At 71.6% G+C, this 16,509-nt stretch carries 15 protein-coding genes and 2 pseudogenes; 8 read left to right on the top strand and 9 right to left on the bottom strand.

The features are described from left to right. Positions 1–27 precede the first annotated feature (27 nt). The 5 genes from AB0I21_RS11395 to AB0I21_RS11375 all read right to left on the bottom strand — a co-directional run bounded on the left by AB0I21_RS11395 (position 28) and on the right by AB0I21_RS11375 (position 6,446). On the bottom strand, positions 28–411 hold the full coding sequence (locus AB0I21_RS11395) for a nuclear transport factor 2 family protein (RefSeq protein ID WP_360560275.1): 384 nt from the start codon (positions 409–411) through the stop codon (positions 28–30). Then, positions 408–1,670: an MFS transporter gene (locus AB0I21_RS11390; RefSeq protein WP_360560273.1), complete on the bottom strand. Its 1,263-nt coding sequence runs from the start codon at positions 1,668–1,670 to the stop codon at positions 408–410. The genes AB0I21_RS11395 and AB0I21_RS11390 overlap by 4 nt, the downstream gene beginning before the upstream one ends. Further along, positions 1,670–2,914: a pyridoxal phosphate-dependent aminotransferase family protein gene (locus AB0I21_RS11385; protein ID WP_360560272.1), complete on the bottom strand. Its 1,245-nt coding sequence runs from the start codon at positions 2,912–2,914 to the stop codon at positions 1,670–1,672. The genes AB0I21_RS11390 and AB0I21_RS11385 overlap by 1 nt, the downstream gene beginning before the upstream one ends. A 154-nt stretch (positions 2,915–3,068) precedes the next feature. Further along, entirely contained in the window at positions 3,069–6,062 is a 2,994-nt protein-coding gene (locus AB0I21_RS11380; RefSeq protein ID WP_360560270.1) for an EAL domain-containing protein, read from the bottom strand. A gap of 216 nt (positions 6,063–6,278) precedes the next feature. Then, on the bottom strand, positions 6,279–6,446 hold the full coding sequence (locus AB0I21_RS11375) for a hypothetical protein (protein ID WP_360560268.1): 168 nt from the start codon (positions 6,444–6,446) through the stop codon (positions 6,279–6,281). An 85-nt stretch (positions 6,447–6,531) separates the two neighbouring features. Between AB0I21_RS11375 and AB0I21_RS11370 the strand changes: the two genes are divergently transcribed. Beyond that, complete coding sequence (locus AB0I21_RS11370; protein ID WP_360560266.1) at positions 6,532–7,116, top strand: hypothetical protein; 585 nt, start codon at positions 6,532–6,534, stop codon at positions 7,114–7,116. Next, complete coding sequence (locus AB0I21_RS11365) at positions 7,038–8,033, top strand: LamG domain-containing protein (protein ID WP_360560264.1); 996 nt, start codon at positions 7,038–7,040, stop codon at positions 8,031–8,033. The genes AB0I21_RS11370 and AB0I21_RS11365 overlap by 79 nt, the downstream gene beginning before the upstream one ends. Here the strand turns inward: AB0I21_RS11365 and AB0I21_RS11360 are convergent. Beyond that, entirely contained in the window at positions 7,957–8,865 is a 909-nt protein-coding gene (locus AB0I21_RS11360; protein ID WP_360560314.1) for a hypothetical protein, read from the bottom strand. The two genes, AB0I21_RS11365 and AB0I21_RS11360, sit on opposite strands and share 77 nt — an antisense overlap. A gap of 82 nt (positions 8,866–8,947) precedes the next feature. Then, a complete protein-coding gene (gene hisN, locus AB0I21_RS11355) occupies positions 8,948–9,766 on the bottom strand; it encodes a histidinol-phosphatase (protein WP_344503695.1) in 819 nt (272 codons plus the stop codon). 52 nt (positions 9,767–9,818) lie between these two features. On the opposite strand from hisN, the gene AB0I21_RS11350 reads away from it, so the two are divergent. Next, positions 9,819–10,361 (top strand): DUF2087 domain-containing protein, encoded by a 543-nt coding sequence (locus AB0I21_RS11350; RefSeq protein WP_344503693.1) that lies wholly within the window; start codon positions 9,819–9,821, stop codon positions 10,359–10,361. Here the strand turns inward: AB0I21_RS11350 and rsgA are convergent. Next, entirely contained in the window at positions 10,358–11,452 is a 1,095-nt protein-coding gene (gene rsgA / locus AB0I21_RS11345; protein WP_360560262.1) for a ribosome small subunit-dependent GTPase A, read from the bottom strand. The two genes, AB0I21_RS11350 and rsgA, sit on opposite strands and share 4 nt — an antisense overlap. Then, a complete protein-coding gene (gene aroA, locus AB0I21_RS11340) occupies positions 11,404–12,714 on the bottom strand; it encodes a 3-phosphoshikimate 1-carboxyvinyltransferase (RefSeq protein ID WP_360560260.1) in 1,311 nt (436 codons plus the stop codon). The genes rsgA and aroA overlap by 49 nt, the downstream gene beginning before the upstream one ends. Positions 12,715–12,790: 76 nt before the next feature. Here aroA and AB0I21_RS11335 point away from each other — a divergent pair, with 76 nt between their 5' ends. The 5 genes and pseudogenes from AB0I21_RS11335 to rsrA all read left to right on the top strand — a co-directional run bounded on the left by AB0I21_RS11335 (position 12,791) and on the right by rsrA (position 16,176). After that, a complete protein-coding gene (locus AB0I21_RS11335) occupies positions 12,791–13,510 on the top strand; it encodes an SOS response-associated peptidase (protein ID WP_360560313.1) in 720 nt (239 codons plus the stop codon). Positions 13,511–13,677: 167 nt separating this feature from the next. Then, a pseudogene (locus tag AB0I21_RS11330) lies at positions 13,678–13,986 on the top strand (WhiB family transcriptional regulator); the annotation flags it as partial. Positions 13,987–14,267: 281 nt separating this feature from the next. After that, positions 14,268–14,870: pseudogene (locus AB0I21_RS11325) on the top strand (alpha/beta family hydrolase); the annotation flags it as partial. A gap of 191 nt (positions 14,871–15,061) precedes the next feature. Then, a complete protein-coding gene (locus tag AB0I21_RS11320) occupies positions 15,062–15,886 on the top strand; it encodes a sigma-70 family RNA polymerase sigma factor (RefSeq protein WP_360560259.1) in 825 nt (274 codons plus the stop codon). Between the two features lie 5 nt (positions 15,887–15,891). Then, positions 15,892–16,176, top strand: coding sequence for a mycothiol system anti-sigma-R factor (gene rsrA / locus AB0I21_RS11315; RefSeq protein WP_344503689.1), 285 nt, complete (start codon positions 15,892–15,894; stop codon positions 16,174–16,176). Positions 16,177–16,509: the final 333 nt, after the last annotated feature.

The raw sequence follows: 16,509 nt of genomic DNA, 5'->3' as shown, positions 1-16,509 counted from the left end.
CCATGAAACTAACACTGTTAGTCTGCGTCAGGTAGGTTCGGCACCCTGTACAGCGCGCCACAGCCAGACCCCTGACGCGCGCCGGGACAGCAGGCCCGTCACCCGGTAGGGGAACGGGGTGACCGACCCGTCCGGGTGGTGCTCGCTGCCGTCGGCCTCGGCGAGGACGAACGCGCCGCTGGGCACCGAGTGCACCGTCGCCGCGGTGGCCTGCCAGCTGTATGACTCCGGCCGGGCGAAGAGCGTCTCGAGGAGCTTCTCGACGGAGATGCGACCGGTCGCGGACTCGCCGGCCTCGCTGCCCACGTACGTGATGTCGTCGTCGGGGACGAAGCACGCCAGTACAGCGGCGACATCCTGCGAGAGGAACGCCATTCCCAGCCGGTCCACCATCTCGATCGGGTCGCTCATGACGGGCTCACCACCAGTTGTCTGGGCGAGCGCATGCCCGGCAGGAAGAGGAACGCGAAGGTGACGATCGCGCCGAGGACGCCCGCGCCCACGAGGGTGTTCTGCACGCCGATCGCCGAGGCCACGGGGGCGGCCATCGCGTAGGACAGCGGCACGAGGGCGATCGAGATGAACCAGTCGACGCTGGACACCCGGCCGAGCAGCTCCTCCGGCACGAGCTTCTGCTTCGCCGTCGCCCAGGCGATCGTGCCGGCCGCTTCCAGGCCGTTGACCAGGGCACACGCGATGGCGAGGTGCCAGGAGGCGGTCGCCATGCCGTAGCCCGCGACGGCGAGGGTGGCGAGCGTCCAGGTGATGTAGATGAAGGGCATGTAGCCGCGCGGTACGCCACGCTGGCCGACGATCAGGGCCGCCGCGATCGCCCCGATGCCGCCGCTGGCGAGCACCAGGCCGAGGTCGCCGGCGGTGCCGTGCAGCTCGTTCTTCACCACGAACGGCAGCAGGACCTCGGTCGGGCCGATGAAGAGCAGGTAGGCGAAGGTCGCGGCGAGGAAGGTGCCCCATAGCCACACGTTGCCGCGGACGTAGTTCATACCCTCCTTGAACTCCTCCCAGACCGAGCCCGCGGCTTCGTCACCCTGTTCGTTGCGCACCGGCCGCATCAGCCACAGGCAGGTCGCGGAGATCGCGAACGTGACCGCGTCCAACGCGAACGCCAACCCGCTACCCCCGATCGCGATCAGGATGCCGCCGATTGAGGGGCCGGCCATCTGCAGCGCCGCCGGCCGGACGAACTGGTCGAGGGCGTTCGCCTGGACCAGGTCGTCCTCCGGCACCAGCTGCGGCACGATCGAGTCGAAGGCCGGGCCGAAGAAGCCCGAGGCGGCCCCGTAGACCGCCACGAGCCCCACGATGTGCCACACCTGGACCACGCCGGTCAGGCTGAGCACCGTCAGGACGGTGAGCACCGCGCCCCGCACCAGGTCGGTGCACAGCATGATCTTCCGCCGGTCGAACCGGTCGCTGATCACCCCGCCGAACAGCAGCGTGGCGACCTGGGGCAGCGAGAGGGCGAACCCGACGACGGACATCGCCGCGGGCGCGCCGGACAGCGCGTACACCTGCCAGGCCAGGGCGACGAGCAGGATGCCGTCGCCGATCAGCGAGGTGCTCATCCCCGTCCACAGCAGGCGGAACTCCCGCTGCCGGAGGGGGACGAGCAGGCCCGGAAGTTGCCGCGGGGCGCGGTGCTTCGCCATCAGGCCGCGTCGCGCAGCTGCTGGCGGTCGGCGAGCTCGGAGAGCACGACGTTGAGCTGGTCCAGCTCCTCGTACGTGTTCGCCGCGGTCACCTGCACGCGGAAGCCGACCTGGTCGCGCGGGACCAGCGGGTAGGCGGCCAGGGTGACGTAGATGCCCCGGTCCCAGAGGAACTGCCCGATCGCCTGGATGTCCTGGCCTTCCGCCAGGGGCAGCTCGATGATGGGCGTGGTGCCGGTGTTCGGCGTGTACAGGCCGAGTGCCCGGACGTGGTCGAGCACGTGCATCGTCTTGCGGTACAGGTCGGCGCGGATCTCGTCGCCGCGCTTGTCGTTGACGTCGAGGCCGGCCATGACGGTGGCGAGCGACGCCGTCGGCGACGGGCCCGAGTACAGGTACGGCGGGGCGGCGACCTTGAGGTGGTTCTTCAGCCACGTCGGCAGCGCCAGGAACGCCATCAGCGACGAGTACGACTTGGAGAAGCCGCCGACCAGCACGATGTTGTCGTAGGTCTCGCCGGCGTACTTGACGATCGCGTTGCCGCGGGAGCCGTAGGGCGAGGTTTCGTCCGGGGTGCGCTCGCCGATGACGCCGAAGCCGTGCGCCTCGTCGACGTAGAGCAGCGCGTCGTTCTCGCGGCAGACCTGCGCGAAGCGGGCCAGGTCGGGGGCGAGGCCGGTCATCGAGTTGACGCCGTCCATCGCGACCAGGCGGGTGACGCCGGCCGGCGCCGCCTTCAGCAGCTCCTCGAGGTGCTCCGGGTCGTTGGCGCGGAAGCGGGTGACGGTCGCGCCGAGGCCCTTGGCGTACATGCAGCCGTCGTAGATCGTCTTGTGCGACTGCGAGTCCAGGAAGATCATGCCCTGGCCGGCGAGGATCGGGATCACCGACATGTGGATGTGGGTGATCGTCGGCAGCAGCAGCGTGTCGGGGGCGCCGAGCAGCTCGGTGAGGCGCTCCTCGATCTCGATGTACGGCTTCGGGTTGCCCAGCAGCCGCGACCAGCTGGGGTGGGTGCCCCAGGTGCGGATGTACGGGTCGACCGCGTCCATGATCTCCGGCTCCAGGTCGAAGCCGAGGTAGTTGCAGGAGGCGAAGTCCGACAGCCAGTGCTGGCCGACCCGGATGCGGCGGCCGTTGATCTCCTCGATCGTGGCGTCGTACATCGGGCTGCTCGTGCGCAGGCGCTCGAGGTCGGCCCACCGCCCGTCACGGCGGATGTAGCTGGCCTTGGTGCTGTGCATCGGGCTGACGGTCATTCGTCCTGCCTTTCGGTTGAAGGGGTGTCGCAATCCATTGCAACGGGCAATTGGTGCGTCATCCGGTCCGGCGCGGTTGCTGTCCGGTTGGGTGACCTGCTGCACTGCGGCGGGGTCGCCGCGCTGGTGAAACGGTGTTTCAGGCCATCGCGGCGAAAGGTGCCGCTTTGGGGATCATGGCGAAGGCGTCCCGCTCGGAGAGCGGCTTCGCGAAGAGGTAGCCCTGGCCGTACGGGCACCCCATGTCGCGCAGGGCGAGCGCCTGCGCGGACTCCTCGACGCCCTCGGCCACGACCGCGAGGTCGAGCGTCTGGGCGAGGGTGACGATGGCGGTGACGACCGCCCGCTGCTGTTTGGACTCCAGCATGTCGTCGATGAACGACTTGTCGATCTTGAGCACGTCGATCGGCATGTGCTGCAGGTACGACAGCGACGAATAGCCGGTGCCGAAGTCGTCGATCGCGAGCCGGACGCCCATCGCCCGCAGCGCGTCGAAGTCGGCCTTGACCTGCTCGTCGTTGCGCAGCAGCAGGCTCTCGGTGATCTCCAGCAGCAGCGTGCCGGGCTCCACGCCCGAGGCCCGCAGCAGCTGCCGGACCTCCTCGACGAAGCCGGGGGTGCGGAACTGCCGGACGGAGACGTTGACGCTGATGTACCGCAATGCGCCCGGCGCCGAGGAGCGCTGCCACCGGCCGACGGTGTTGAGCGCCTGCTGGAGTACCATCCGCCCCATCGGCACGATCAGGCCGCTCTCCTCGGCCACCTCGATGAAGTGGCCGGGCGCGATCATTCCCCTCGTCGGGTGGTTCCACCGGACGAGTGCCTCGAAGCCCAGCGGCGAGCCGGTCTCCAGGTCCACGATCGGCTGGTACTGGAGCACGAACTGCTGCTCCTTGACCGCCTGGTCGAGCGCGGCGCGCAGCTCCAGCCGCTCGAGCACCGCCGTGTGCAGGTCCGACTGGTAGCGCCGCCACTGGCCCTTGCCGGCGCCCTTCGCCACGTACAGGGCGAGGTCGGCCTGGCGCATGAGCTCCTCGGCGGAGCTCGCGTCGACGGTGGTGGACAGCCCGACGCTGGAGATGCCGTTGACGTCCTGGCCGGCGATCTCGAACGGCTCGGCGAGCGCGAGCACGATCCGCTCCGCCGCGAGCTCCAGGTCGGACATCGAGTCGGTCTCGATCAGCGCGGCGAACTCGTCGCCGCCGAGCCGGGCGACCGTGTCGGTGTCGCGCAGCGCCCCGGTGATCCGCTCGCCGACCGCGATCAGCAGCGCGTCGCCGACGGCGTGCCCCAGCGTGTCGTTGACGATCTTGAAGTCGTCCAGGTCGATGAACAGGACGCCGACCAGACTCTCGTCGCGCTTGGACCGGGCCACGGACTGCTCCACCCGGTCCTGGAAGAGCACCCGGTTGGCCAGGCCCGTGAGCGAGTCGTGGAACGCCTGGCGGATCAGCTGCTCCTCCAGCTGCCGGCGCTCGGTCACGTCCCGCACCGTGAGCACCAGGCCGCCGACGGTCTGGTCGTCGCGCAGGTCGCGGCAGTCGACCTCGACCATGAGGCCGGCGCCGTCGACGCGCTCCGCGCGCAGGTCCATCTGGTTGTGCGCGTGCACCCCGCCACGGACCTGGGCGAGCAGCTCGGCGAGGCGGGCCCGCTCGTCGGCGGCGACGAACTCCCACAGCTCGTAGCCGGCGAGCCGCTCGTCGCCGAACACGGTGCCGGCGGAGGGGCTGCAGTACTGGATCAGGTCGTGCTCGTCGACGATGAGGATCACGTCGGACGTGTTGTGGATCAGGGTCCGGAAGTATGCCTCGCTGCTGCGCCGGTTGACCTCGGCGGTCAGCGTCATGCGCTCCAGGGCCATCGCCGCCTGCGAGGCGAGCACCTCGAACACGGTCTGCAGCGACTGCAGCGCCTCCGTCGGCGCGCCCACGTACAGCATGCCTTCGATGCCCATCGGGTGGCGCAGCGCCGAGCTGTAGCCGCGCAGCAGCTCCCGGACGTCCGGGTCCAGGCCCGACACGCGGACCAGCCCCGGCTCGTCGACCCGCTCGGCGCGCACCAGCGCGACCGTGTGGACCACCCCTTCCGGCAGCAGCCGGTCCACGGTGTGCCGCACGGCGGCGAGCGTCTCCGCGGTGTCGGCGGCCGACACCAGCGTGGTCGTCGCCTCGCGGAGCTCCCGCTCGCGGGCCATCGACTGGCGGTGGTTGCCCATGACACCGGCGAGGCGGGTGAGCACCAGCACGAACATGAGGCCGGACATGACGGCGATGACGGCCGCGTCGCGGACCGTGCCGAGGCTCGCCTCGACCAGCAGCACCCCGGGCGCGATCAGCGACGCGGCGCCGAGCAGCGCGATCCGGCGCACGCCGACCTCGCCCGGCCGGGACCGGGCCGGCTCGGTGAGCTCCACCATCGACGGGTGCAGCGCGGCCGCGGCCCATGCCGAGTAGCAGAGCACCCAGCCGAGGTCCGTGGGGCCGCCGACGTGCCAGTCGCCGTTGAGCTGGATCAGGCCGTACACGACGTCGGCGACGAGCAGTCCGGCGGTGCCGGTGCCGAGGATGACGATCGACGGGCTGCGCCGCCCGCCGCCGGTGATCAGGCGGGCGAACACCGCGAGGGTGAGCACGTCGCCGAGGGGATACGCGATGGAGACCAGCTTCTGCACCAGCGTCAGCTCGGTGCTGCGCACGTACGGGTCGATCAGGAAGATCCACGCCAGCAGGGCGATGCCGATGGTGAGCGTGGCGGCGTCGAGCAGGCTGTCGCGGTCGTTGCGGCCGGTCCTGGACCGGATGAAGCCGAGCAGGCCGCCCGCGACGAGGGGGTACATCGCCAGGTACAGCACGTCGTTGACCGAAGGGAACGGGTTGGTCATCCCGAACACGTCGGTGAGCAGGTTGTAGACGAAGTCGCCGGAGCCGAACGTGAAGAGCGCGGCGGCGAGCAGGTACCACGGCCAGCGGCGCCGGGGGCGGTGCACGGCCACGCCGACGACGACGCCGATGGTGCTGGACAGGCCGATCGCGCCCCACCAGAGCATGTGCTGGCCGGGCCACAGGTAGAACGCCACGGTGAGCAGCGCCATCCAGGCCGCGAACCAGGTGCTGAGCGTGCGTGTCAGCAAGTCCGCCTCCATTCCGCTCGCCGTCGTCAGGAAATTCCCCCCGCGATTGACCAGATCGGTCGCGCGGTGAAGGTCTGAACAATTACCGGGGTGCGGGTCGGGTCCTCTGAGTTGCCACCCGGGTCGCCCGAACGCCTGACGTCCGGTGCCCTCCGGCCCGCCCCGCCGCGTGCCGGGGAGGCGCGCCGGTCGTCCGGGCCTGCCGGCCGAGGGCGATCATCTGTGCGTGCCGGGCGCGATCCTGGGCCGCATCGAGCCGGTCAGCACGACCCGGCTGTCCCAGCCGAACGCCACCGGCACGAGCGTGGCGAGCAGCATCGCGCCGACGCAGGCCAGCGTCGCGGCGGCGACGCCCCGCACGGCGATTCTGAGCAGCTCGAACACGACGTCGTGCTCATCGGCCGCCGATCACCGCACTGAACCTGATCGCCGTCTTGAACGACAACCAACGGGGCGCAGTGTCATCGACATGAGCTACCTGTCCAGATTGACGCCGCTGGTCGGCGTGCCCGCCGGCCTCACCGTCGCCGGGGTCTTCGTGTGGCAGGCGTCGTTCGCGGCGTTCTCCGCGACCACGACCGACGGGGTCGACTCGTGGGCCGCCGGCTCCGTGTCGTTCGGCACCAACGCGCCGGCGACGGCGATGTTCACCGCTTCCGGGCTCAAACCCGGCAGCACCGGCACAGCGTGCGTGAAGATCACGTACACCGGCAGCCTCGCCGCCTCGGTGCGCCTCTACCTCAAGAACGCCGACCTCGGCGGCACCGGCCTCGCGAGCTACCTGACCTTCCAGGTCAACGAGGGCACCGGCAGCGGCGCCTCGTGGACCACCGGCCCCACCGGGCAGGGCAACGCGGTCCAGCTCGACGGCACCGCGGACGGCGTCGTGGCCGGCACCGCGCCGGGCGTGCGCACCGACACGGCGGTCAGCTTCTCCGTCTGGGCGAACCGTCCGCCGTCACCCCGAACAGCGCCGTGGTCAGCATCAACGGCACCAACGCCGTCGGCGCGACGCTGGGGGTCAACGCCGCGGGCAGGTGGACGTTCGCGCTGACCCAGACCGACGTCGTCTCGCCCACCGTCGACGCGGCCGCCTCCACCGCCGCGGTGAGCACCGGGACCTGGGTCCATCTGGTCGGTGTCTACGACGGGCAGTCGGCGATGCGGCTGTACGTCGACAACGTCCTCGCCGGCACCGGCACCCACACCGTCCGCTGGAACGCCGCCGGCGCGCTGCAGGCCGGGCGGCTGCGGACCACGGCGGCCGGCTACGGCGGGGCGTTCAGCGGCGCGGTCGACGACGTGCGGCTCTACGCCAGGGCGCTCAACGCCTCCGACGTGGCGAACCTGTTCGCGAACACCGCCGTCGAACCGGGCCCCGGGGTGGTGCCGAACCCGATCACCGCCGGGCTGCCCGGCGCGCTGCAGGGGACTCAGCAGGGGCAGTCGGCGAGCACCGCGACCGGCTACCGCGGCGTCACGAACCTGTCCTCGAACACGACCGTCAGCAACCCGGGCCCGTTCACGGTCGAGGCATGGATCCGCACCTGGACGGGCGGCGCGGTGGTCGGCTTCGGCACCGCCGCGACCGGCTACAGCGGGACCCGGGACCGGCTGCTCTACGTCGACAGCGGCGGCCGGCTGACGTTCGGTGTCTACCCAGGCTCATACGTGACGCTGCGCTCGCCCGCGGGCACGACCTACGCCGACGGCGCCTGGCACCACGTGGTGGCCAGCGTCGGGGCCGCCGGGCTGCGGCTCTACGCCGACGGGAACCTGGTCGCCGCGAACGCCGCGCAGACCGCCGCGGAGAGCTCGACCGGCTACTGGCGGGTCGGCGGGATCAGCCTCGCCGGCTGGCCGAACCGCCCGGCGAACGACTACTTCACCGGGGTCATCGACGAGCCGGCGGTGTTTGCGGCACAACTGAGCGACCAGCAGGTCGCCTGGCACTTTCACGCGAACCACTGAGCACGAGGGTCTTCGCCTCGCGGGTGATCGGGTGGTGGTGCTGCGGCTCGGCGTAGAAGCTGAGCCCGATCACGCTGCCGAGGGTGAGCACGAAGCCGGCCGCCACCAGCCACTCCTTGCCCGGCCACACGCCGTCGCCGAGGAAGAGCAGGCCGACCAGGGCGGCGGGCACCGCGCCGGCAGCGTCCATGGCGGCGACCGCGGCGGTGGTCGAGCCGCGCTGCATCGCCAGGCCGAGCAGCAGCTGGCCGACGAGCGAGTGGGCGATCAGCAGGTAGGACAGCGGGTCGGTGAAGAACTGGCCCAGGTTGTCGGCGGAAGCGAGCGGGCGGGACGCGACGGCCGCGGCCCCGAACGCCACCCCGGACAGCGCGCCGAGCGCCACCGAGCCGGGCGCGCCGTGCAGCCGGCCGGCGAAGAAGCCGATGACCGCGATCACCCCGAGCGCGGCGACGAGCCCGGCCACGCCCGCCGTGCCGAGCTGCCGCGACGGGGCGGGCTTCGCGGCCAGTACCAGGGCGGCGAGACCGAACGCGAGCAGCACCAGCAGGGCGAGCTCGGTCCTGGGTAGTCGCCACTTGAGGATGAGGACGCCGAGCAGCGCGGTCACCCCGAGCCCGGCCGCCATCGCCGACTGCACCAGGAACAGCGGCAGGTCCCGGCGGGCGAAGAACGCGAGCGCGAAACCACCGAACTGGCACGCGACGCCGACGAGGTAGGACTTGTGCCGGCCCAGCCGCAGCAGCAGCATCGGGTGGAACCCGTGATGCAGGTCAGTGCGTGCGGCGGCTACGGATTGCAGCAGGTTGGCCACTCCGTAGGCAGCGATCATCGCGCCGAGGAAGAGCCAACTCCAAGATGCCACCCGGAGAGGATAGACCCGGTTCGGGGGAGTGGCATGCGGACTATTCGGTTTAGCCCGACAAACCAGACAATCTGGGGTTTCCCAAACGGGTGAGAACGTCCTCGTGAAGGTGACCGTTCGTAGCGATCGCGCTCCCGCCGCCCGGGCCCGGCTCGCCCTGCAGGTCGGTGAACGTGCCGCCGGCCTCGGTCACGATCGGCACCAGCGCCGCGAGGTCCCACAGCGACAGCTCCGGCTCGACCATGATGTCCACGGCGCCCTCGGCCAGCAGCATGTAGCCGTAGAAGTCGCCGTACGCCCGCTGGCGCCACGTCCGGCGGGTCAGGTCGAGGATGGCGTTGAGCCGCCCGGCCTCCTCCCAGCCGCCCAGCGACGAGTAGCAGAAGCTCGCGTCGGCGAGCCGGTCGACGCCGCTCACCCGGATCGGCGTCGCCGCGGCCGTGTGGCGTCCGGCATACGCTCCGTGACCGAGCGCGCCCCACCAGCGCCGCCCGAGCGCCGGCGCGGACACCAGCCCGACCACCGGCTGGGCGCCCTCCATCAACGCGATCAGGGTCGCCCAGATCGGTACCCCGCGGACATAGTTCTTCGTGCCGTCGATCGGGTCGATCACCCACTGGCGCGTCCCCGGACCGGCGGCGGCCTCGGTCGCTCCGTACTCCTCGCCGAGGACCCCGTCGCGCGGCCGGGCCCGCTGCAGCGTCGCCCGCAGCGCCTTCTCGACCGCCGTGTCCGCCTCCGTCACGGGCGTCAGATCGGGCTTCGTCGACACGTGCAGATCCTGGGCCCGGAACCGGGGAACGGCGATCGCGTCCGCGGTGTCGGCAAGCAGGTGAGCGAGGGCCAGGTCGTCCGCGTAGCGCGCCATGCGCGGAAACTTAGCCGACGATCGCCACCTTCTGGCAGTACTGTCGCCGTTTGTGACCACCTCGCCGGCCGCTCTGTGCGGCCTCCTTGCCGAAGAGGACCGGCTCCGGGTCTATGCCGCCGTGGTGCTCGGAGCGCCGGGGCTCGCCGCGATCGGGGCGGCGACCGGCCTGCCGGCCCGCGCCGTCGCGGCCGCCGTCGGCCGGCTGCAGCAGGGCGGGCTGCTGACCGGCGGAGACGGTGCCCTGCGCGCCGACGTCGAGGTCTTCAAGGAGTCCGTCCGCGCCCACGCCGCGACCCCGGCCGCGGCGGAGCCCATGGACCCCGACCGCCAGCGCGACCAGATCCTGCGCACGTTCGTCGTCGACGGCCGGCTGACCCAGATGCCCGCCGCCCACGGCAAGCGCCTGGTGGTGCTGGAGCACATCGCGTCGTCGTTCGAGCCGGGCGTGCGCTATCCGGAGCGGGAGGTCAACGCGGTGCTGCGGGCCTGGTTCGACGACCACGCGGCGCTGCGGCGCTATCTCGTCGACAACCAGCTGCTCTCCCGCGCCGACGGCGTCTACTGGCGTACGGGTGGGCCGGTGGCTGTCTAGGCCTCGTAGGCCTCGTCCGTCGGCTCGGTGGGTTCCGCGGTGCCTTCCTTGGATGCGAGGAGGCGGCGGAACGAGGCGAGCCGCCTCGGGTCGGCGCCGCCCTCGGCGACCAGCATGTCCAGGCCGCACTCGCCGCCGGCGCCGGTGTGGTCGCAGTTGGGCGCGCACCGGGTCGACGCCTCGACCAGGTCGGGGAACCCGTGCAGCAGGCTGTCCGCCGACACGTGCGCCAGGCCGAACGACCGTACGCCCGGCGTGTCGATGATCCAGCCGCCGCTCCTCTTGCGTTCCGGCAGGCGCAGCGCTACGGCGCTGGTGGAGGTGTGCCGGCCCTTGCCGACGGCGCTGACCACGCCGACCGCCCGGTCGGTGCCCGGCACGAGCCGGTTGACCAGCGTCGACTTGCCGACGCCCGAGTGGCCGATCATCACCGACACCTTGCCGCTCAGCGCCGCGACGAGGTCGTCGATGGGCTCGCCCGGCCGGCACAGCACATACGGCAGGTCCAGCTCGGAGTAGTAGTCCAGCACCGCCTCCGGGCCCGCCAGGTCACCCTTGGTGAGGCACAGCAGCGGCTCGATCTCGGCGTCGTACGCGGCGACCAGGCACCGGTCGATGAAGCCCGTCCGCGGCGGCGGGTCGTGCAGCGAGTTGACGATCACGAGCTGCTCGGCGTTGGCGACCACGACGCGCTCGAAGCGCCCCTCGGTCGAGCCCTCCTCGTCGTCGGCGGTGCGCATCAGCACCGACCGGCGGTCGTCGATGCGCACGATCCTCGCGAGGGTGTCGGGCCGCCCGGTCACGTCCCCCACGATCTGGACGTTGTCGCCGACGACCACGCCACGGCGGCCCAGCTCGCGGGCGCGCATGGCGGTCACGACCGCGTCGGTCCCGGCGATGTGGCAGGTGTACCGCCCGCGGTCGACCGCCACGACGAAGCCCTCGACCGCGTCGCTGTGCTTCGGCCGGGTGCGCGTGCGGGGTCGCGAGGACCGGCTCGGGCGGACCCGGACGTCATCCTCGTCGTACTCGCGCTTGCGCGTCAGTCTTGTCCTCCAACCGAGCCCGGACCGTGCACCATCGTTGACCATAGCCGGGGGAAGTCCGGCAGTGTCTTCGCGGTGCATGTCACGTCGTCCAGCCGCACCCCGCCGACGGCGAGCCCGACGACGGCGGCGGCCTGCGCGAGGCGGTGGTCGTCCCGCGTGGCGAACGTGCCGCCGCGCAGCGGGCGGGGCCGGATCCGCAGGCCGTCGTGGTCCTGGGCGATGTCCGCGCCGAGCCCCGTCAGGCCCTCGACGAGCGCGGCGAGCCGGTCGGTCTCGTGGGCGCCCAGGTGCGCCAGGCCGTGCAGGTGCGACGGGGAGTCCGCGACGGTGGCGAGCGCGGCGAGCACCGGGGCCAGCTCCGCGACGTCGGCCAGGTCGGCGGTGAGGCCGCGGACCGTGCCGGTGCCGCGCACGACCAGCCCCTGCCGGGTGACCGAGGGTGAGCCGCCCATCTGGCGCAGCAGGTCCAGCAGCCGATGGCCGGCCTGGATGCCGGAGCGCGGCCAGCCGGCGACGGTCACGGTGCCGCCGGTGACCAGCGCCGCGGCGAGGAACGGCGCGGCGCCCAGCAGGTCCGGCTCGATGTCCCAGGCGCGGCCGTTGAGCCGGCCGGGCTCGACCACCCACATGTCCGGCCGGCTGTCGTCGATGCCGGCCCCGGCGGCGCGCAGCATCTGCACCGTCATGCGCAGGTGGGGCGCGCGGGGCAGCGGCGGGCCGGCGTGGCGCACGATGAGACCGCGGTCGAACTCGGGCGCGGCCAGCAGCAGCCCCGACAGCATCTGGCTGGAGGCCGACGCGTCGATCGTCGCCGCGCCGCCGGTGACCCGGCCGATGCCGTGCACCGTCAATGGCAGCCCGGCGCCGTGGTCGACCCGGGCGCCGAGCGTGCGCAGCGCGCCGATCAGTGGCGCGACCGGCCGCGTGCGGCTGCGCTCGTCGCCGTCGAAGGTGACGGCACCGTCGGCGAGCCCGGCGACCGGTGGGAGGAAGCGCAGGACCGTGCCGGCGGTGCCGACGTCGATCCGGGCGGGGCCGCGCAACGGGCGGGGGCGCAGCACCCACAGGTTCTCGTCGGAGGTGGACACGTGGCAGCCCATGGCGCGCAGGCCCGCCGCCATCAGCTCGGTGTCGCGGGCCCGCAGGGGACCACGCAGGGTGGTGGCGCCCAGGGACAGCGCGCCGAGGACCAGCGCCCGGGCCGTCATCGACTTCGAGCCGGGGAGCCGGACCGTGGCGGTGACCGGCGCAGAGGCGGTCGGTGCGATCCACGGCAGGGACACGGGGGCGGTCAGGTGAGGCACGCGTTCAGTGTGCGGCCCGTGCCGCTGGGTAGCGACTGCTGACAATGCCTCATTCGTCACGGGTACCGTATTGGGCATGTGTGGTCGGTATGCGACATCCCGCAGCAACGTTGACCTGAGCGCGCTGTTCGAGGCCACCGACGAGACGGACGGGCTCGAGCCGGACTACAACGTCGCCCCGACGGACCAGGTCCCGGTGGTGCGCATCTCCCAGTCCGCCGACGGCCGCGTCCTGAGCAGCGCCCGCTGGGGTCTGGTGCCCCCGTGGGCCGCCGACCTCAAGGTGGGCGCCCGGATGATCAACGCCCGGTCCGAGACGGTCGCGGAGTCGAAGGCGTTCGCACAGTCGTTCGCGAAGCGGCGCTGCCTCGTGCCCGCCGACGGCTGGTTCGAGTGGAAACGCGGGGACGGCAAGGACAAGCAGGCGTATTTCATGACGCTCGGTGACGACGAGCCGTGCGTGTTCGCCGGCATCTGGACGGTGTGGGGGAAAGGTGACGACCGGGTGCTCACCTGCAGCATCATCACCGCGCCCGCCGTGGACGATCTGGCGCTCATTCACGACCGCATGCCGCTGATCCTGCCGCCGTCGCGGTGGGATGAGTGGCTGGCGGCCCCCGTCGATGAGCGGCTGCTGGCCCCGACGCCGTCCGAGCACGTCGCGCGGCTGGAGCTCCGCCCGGTCGGCGCGCGCGTGGGTGACGTACGTAACGACGGCCGTGATTTGCTCGACCGCGTGCCGGCGCCGGCCCTGCGATCGAGTGACGTCGAGCCGATCGATCTGACCCTCTTTTAGGCTGTACGTCCATTTCCTCCCCGGCAGGTTTTGCCTATCCGCGTGAAAACTCTTGTATTTGCAGGTGTTTGTGCGATAGAACACAGCGCCGGTAGGTCAATGTCGGATGGGGGCATCCCGACGTTTTCCTGCCTTGTGTTCGTTTGACCCACGGGGGAGGTGGGTGTATGACCCGGGCGAGGATGCCACGCCCGCATGAGGTCGCTGCCGCCAAGCGTGATCCGCGTCTGTTGCGCGCGGTGCGCGAGCAACAGGGCGATGATGCCTGGCGGACCCGCGGCGCATGCCAGACAGTTGATCCGGAGACGTTCTTTCCGGCCCCGAGCGAGCCCGCCGACGCTGCCGTCGCGTTGTGCCGCACCTGCGACGTCCAAGGCGCATGCCTGGCCTGGGCGCTGGAGGTCGGCGACTGCCACGGTGTGTGGGGAGCGACCACGCCGCGTGAGCGGCGTGCGATGCTCGTCGCATGGCGCAGCGACGCTCCACAACCCGCGTTGACGGGCCAGTCACAGGCAGCCGAGCACCGGATGGGCCCGATGGCATGCCTGCCGTTGGTGCCGATCCAGCGCGTGGGCCGGACCGCGACCGACCGGCGCGATCCGGTCGGCGCCGCCAGCGGCTGACCGACGGGCCGGCCGGCGCCGCTCCAGGCTCCCCGGTCGGCCCTTCTGCTGGTTCTTCCGCTGCGCCGGCGGGCTCTTCCGGTGCACCGGTTGGTCGGCGGAGCAGGTCGCGGGCCAAGCGGTCGCTCGCCGGGCAGGAGGTCGAGACCCCGCACGGGGTCGCGCGCTTCTCGCTCGACGTCCCGGCGGGGTACACGGGGACACTGCTCGTCCTCGGCCACGGCGCCGGCGGTGACGTCGACGCCGTCGACCTCGTGGCGGTCCGTGCCGCCGTGCTCGGCGCCGGGGCGGCCGTCGCCATGGTGACGCAGCCCTACCGGGTCGCCGGCGCCCGCCGCCCACCCGCACCCGCCAGGCAGCTCGACGCCGCCTGGCTCGCCGTCGTCGCCGAACTGCGCCGCAGGGTGGCGATCGACACCCTCGTCGTCGGCGGCCGGTCCAGCGGCGCCAGGGTCGCCTGCCGCACCGCGGCCGAGGCCGGCGCCGACCGCATCCTGGCGCTCGCCTTCCCGCTGCACCCGCCCGGCAAGCCGGACGTCACCCGCGCGGACGAGCTGCGCACGGGCGTGGCGACCCTCGTGCTCAACGGCGACCGGGACGCCTTCGGCGTGCCTTCGCCGGGCCCGGCGGTCCACGTCGAGGTGCTACCCGGCGAGACCCATGCGCTGTCGAAGGCACCCGACCGGCTCGCCGCCATCGCCGTGGCGTTCGTCACCACCGCCGACCCCGCTCGTTGAACAGCATGTGACCGGTGCAAACCGGACACACTCTCCACACCGCGGACCGATGTCGTTCCGCAAACTCCCAGGCCCTTCCTGTTCCCGGTGGCCGGCCGGTCCCAATCCAAAAGGCCGGCCGCCGGGGCAGGCGGGTAGGAATTGCGGGGGTGGCGCGGTTGTTACACGGAGCGTGCGACGCTGCCGAGGCGTTGCCTGTGGAGGGAAGTCAACTCGTGGCAACACTTGAGCGCGAGGATCAACGCATCCGCGAGCTGCTGTTCAGCCCGTCGTGGCCGGCGGCGACGGACGCGGAGCCCGATCCGTCCTGGCAACCGATCGCCCGTGAGCGGTTGACGGGCGCCACAAAATCAGAAGTCGCTCAGCAACTCGGCGTATCCTCGGCAGGACGGTCGAGGGTTGGAGTCGCACGAGTGGTCAGCAGCGAGAGCGCGGTGCAGCAGCGCATCCGGTTCGAGCACGACGCGTTGCCCTTCATCGATCAGCTGTATGCGGCGGCCCTGCGCATGACGCGCAACCCGGCCGACGCGGAGGACCTCGTCCAGGAGACGTTCCTCAAGGCGTATGCGGCGTTCCACCAGTTCGAGACGGGCACCAACCTCAAGGCCTGGCTCTACCGCATCCTGACCAACACCTACATCAACTCCTACCGTCGCCGTCAGCGCCAGCCCGTCCAGGCGCCCACGGAGGAGATCACCGACTGGCAGCTCGCCGAAGCCGAGTCGCACACGTCCAGCGGCCTGCGCTCCGCCGAGACCGAGGCCCTCGACCGGCTGCCCGACTCCGACGTCAAGGAGGCGCTGCAGTCGCTGCCGGAGGAGTTCCGGCTCGCCGTCTACCTCGCCGACGTCGAGGGCTTCTCCTACAAGGAGATCGCCGACATCATGAACACGCCCATCGGCACTGTGATGTCCCGTCTGCACCGCGGCCGGCGCAACCTCCGCCGCTCGCTCGAGACTTATGCTGCCGACCGGGGCTTCACCCGCACCCCGTCCGCTGAGCCGAGCGAGGTCTAAGTCCGATGAGCTGTGGAGACCCGCACGAGACAGACTGCGGCGCCGTCCTCGCCGAGGTGTATCTCTACCTCGACCTCGAGTGCACCGACGACCGCCGTTCGCTCATCCGCGACCACCTCGACGAGTGCTCGCCCTGCCTGCGCGAGTTCGGCATCGAGCAGGAGGTGAAGGCGCTCGTGGCCCGCTGCTGCGGCTCCGAGCTGGCCCCCGCCGACCTCAAGGACCGCCTCCGCTCCAAGCTTTCCGAACTGGTCGTCAACGCCGAAGCCCGCGAGCTCCGCACCGACTGACCCCGTCCTCCACAACCCCGTGCGGTTCTGGCAGCCCCGGCCCCCGGAACCGCACGGCCCACACCCACGCGCGCCCTCGGTAACCCGCGGGTCAATCGCGGTCGTGGCCCTCGTGATCGATGTCGCGTAATGGCCGTCCGGGCGGCCAGGGTCGTCCTTCGATCATGCTGGCTTGGAGTGCTCGGCCGAGAGTTCGGCATCCGGGTTGGGCTGTCCTGGTTGCTGTTCGCACGCGGGTCCGCTGATCCGTCCGGCCGCAGGTCAGGCCAGCGCGGAGGGCGGCTTCCTTCCGTCCAGCTGGAGGCCGGACGCCAGGTGCCGTGGTCGCGGTGA

It is taken from the genome of Dactylosporangium sp. NPDC050588, assembly GCF_040654975.1.
Taxonomy (GTDB): domain Bacteria; phylum Actinomycetota; class Actinomycetes; order Mycobacteriales; family Micromonosporaceae; genus Dactylosporangium; species Dactylosporangium maewongense.
This window is presented reverse-complemented; position numbering and strand designations above follow the sequence as displayed.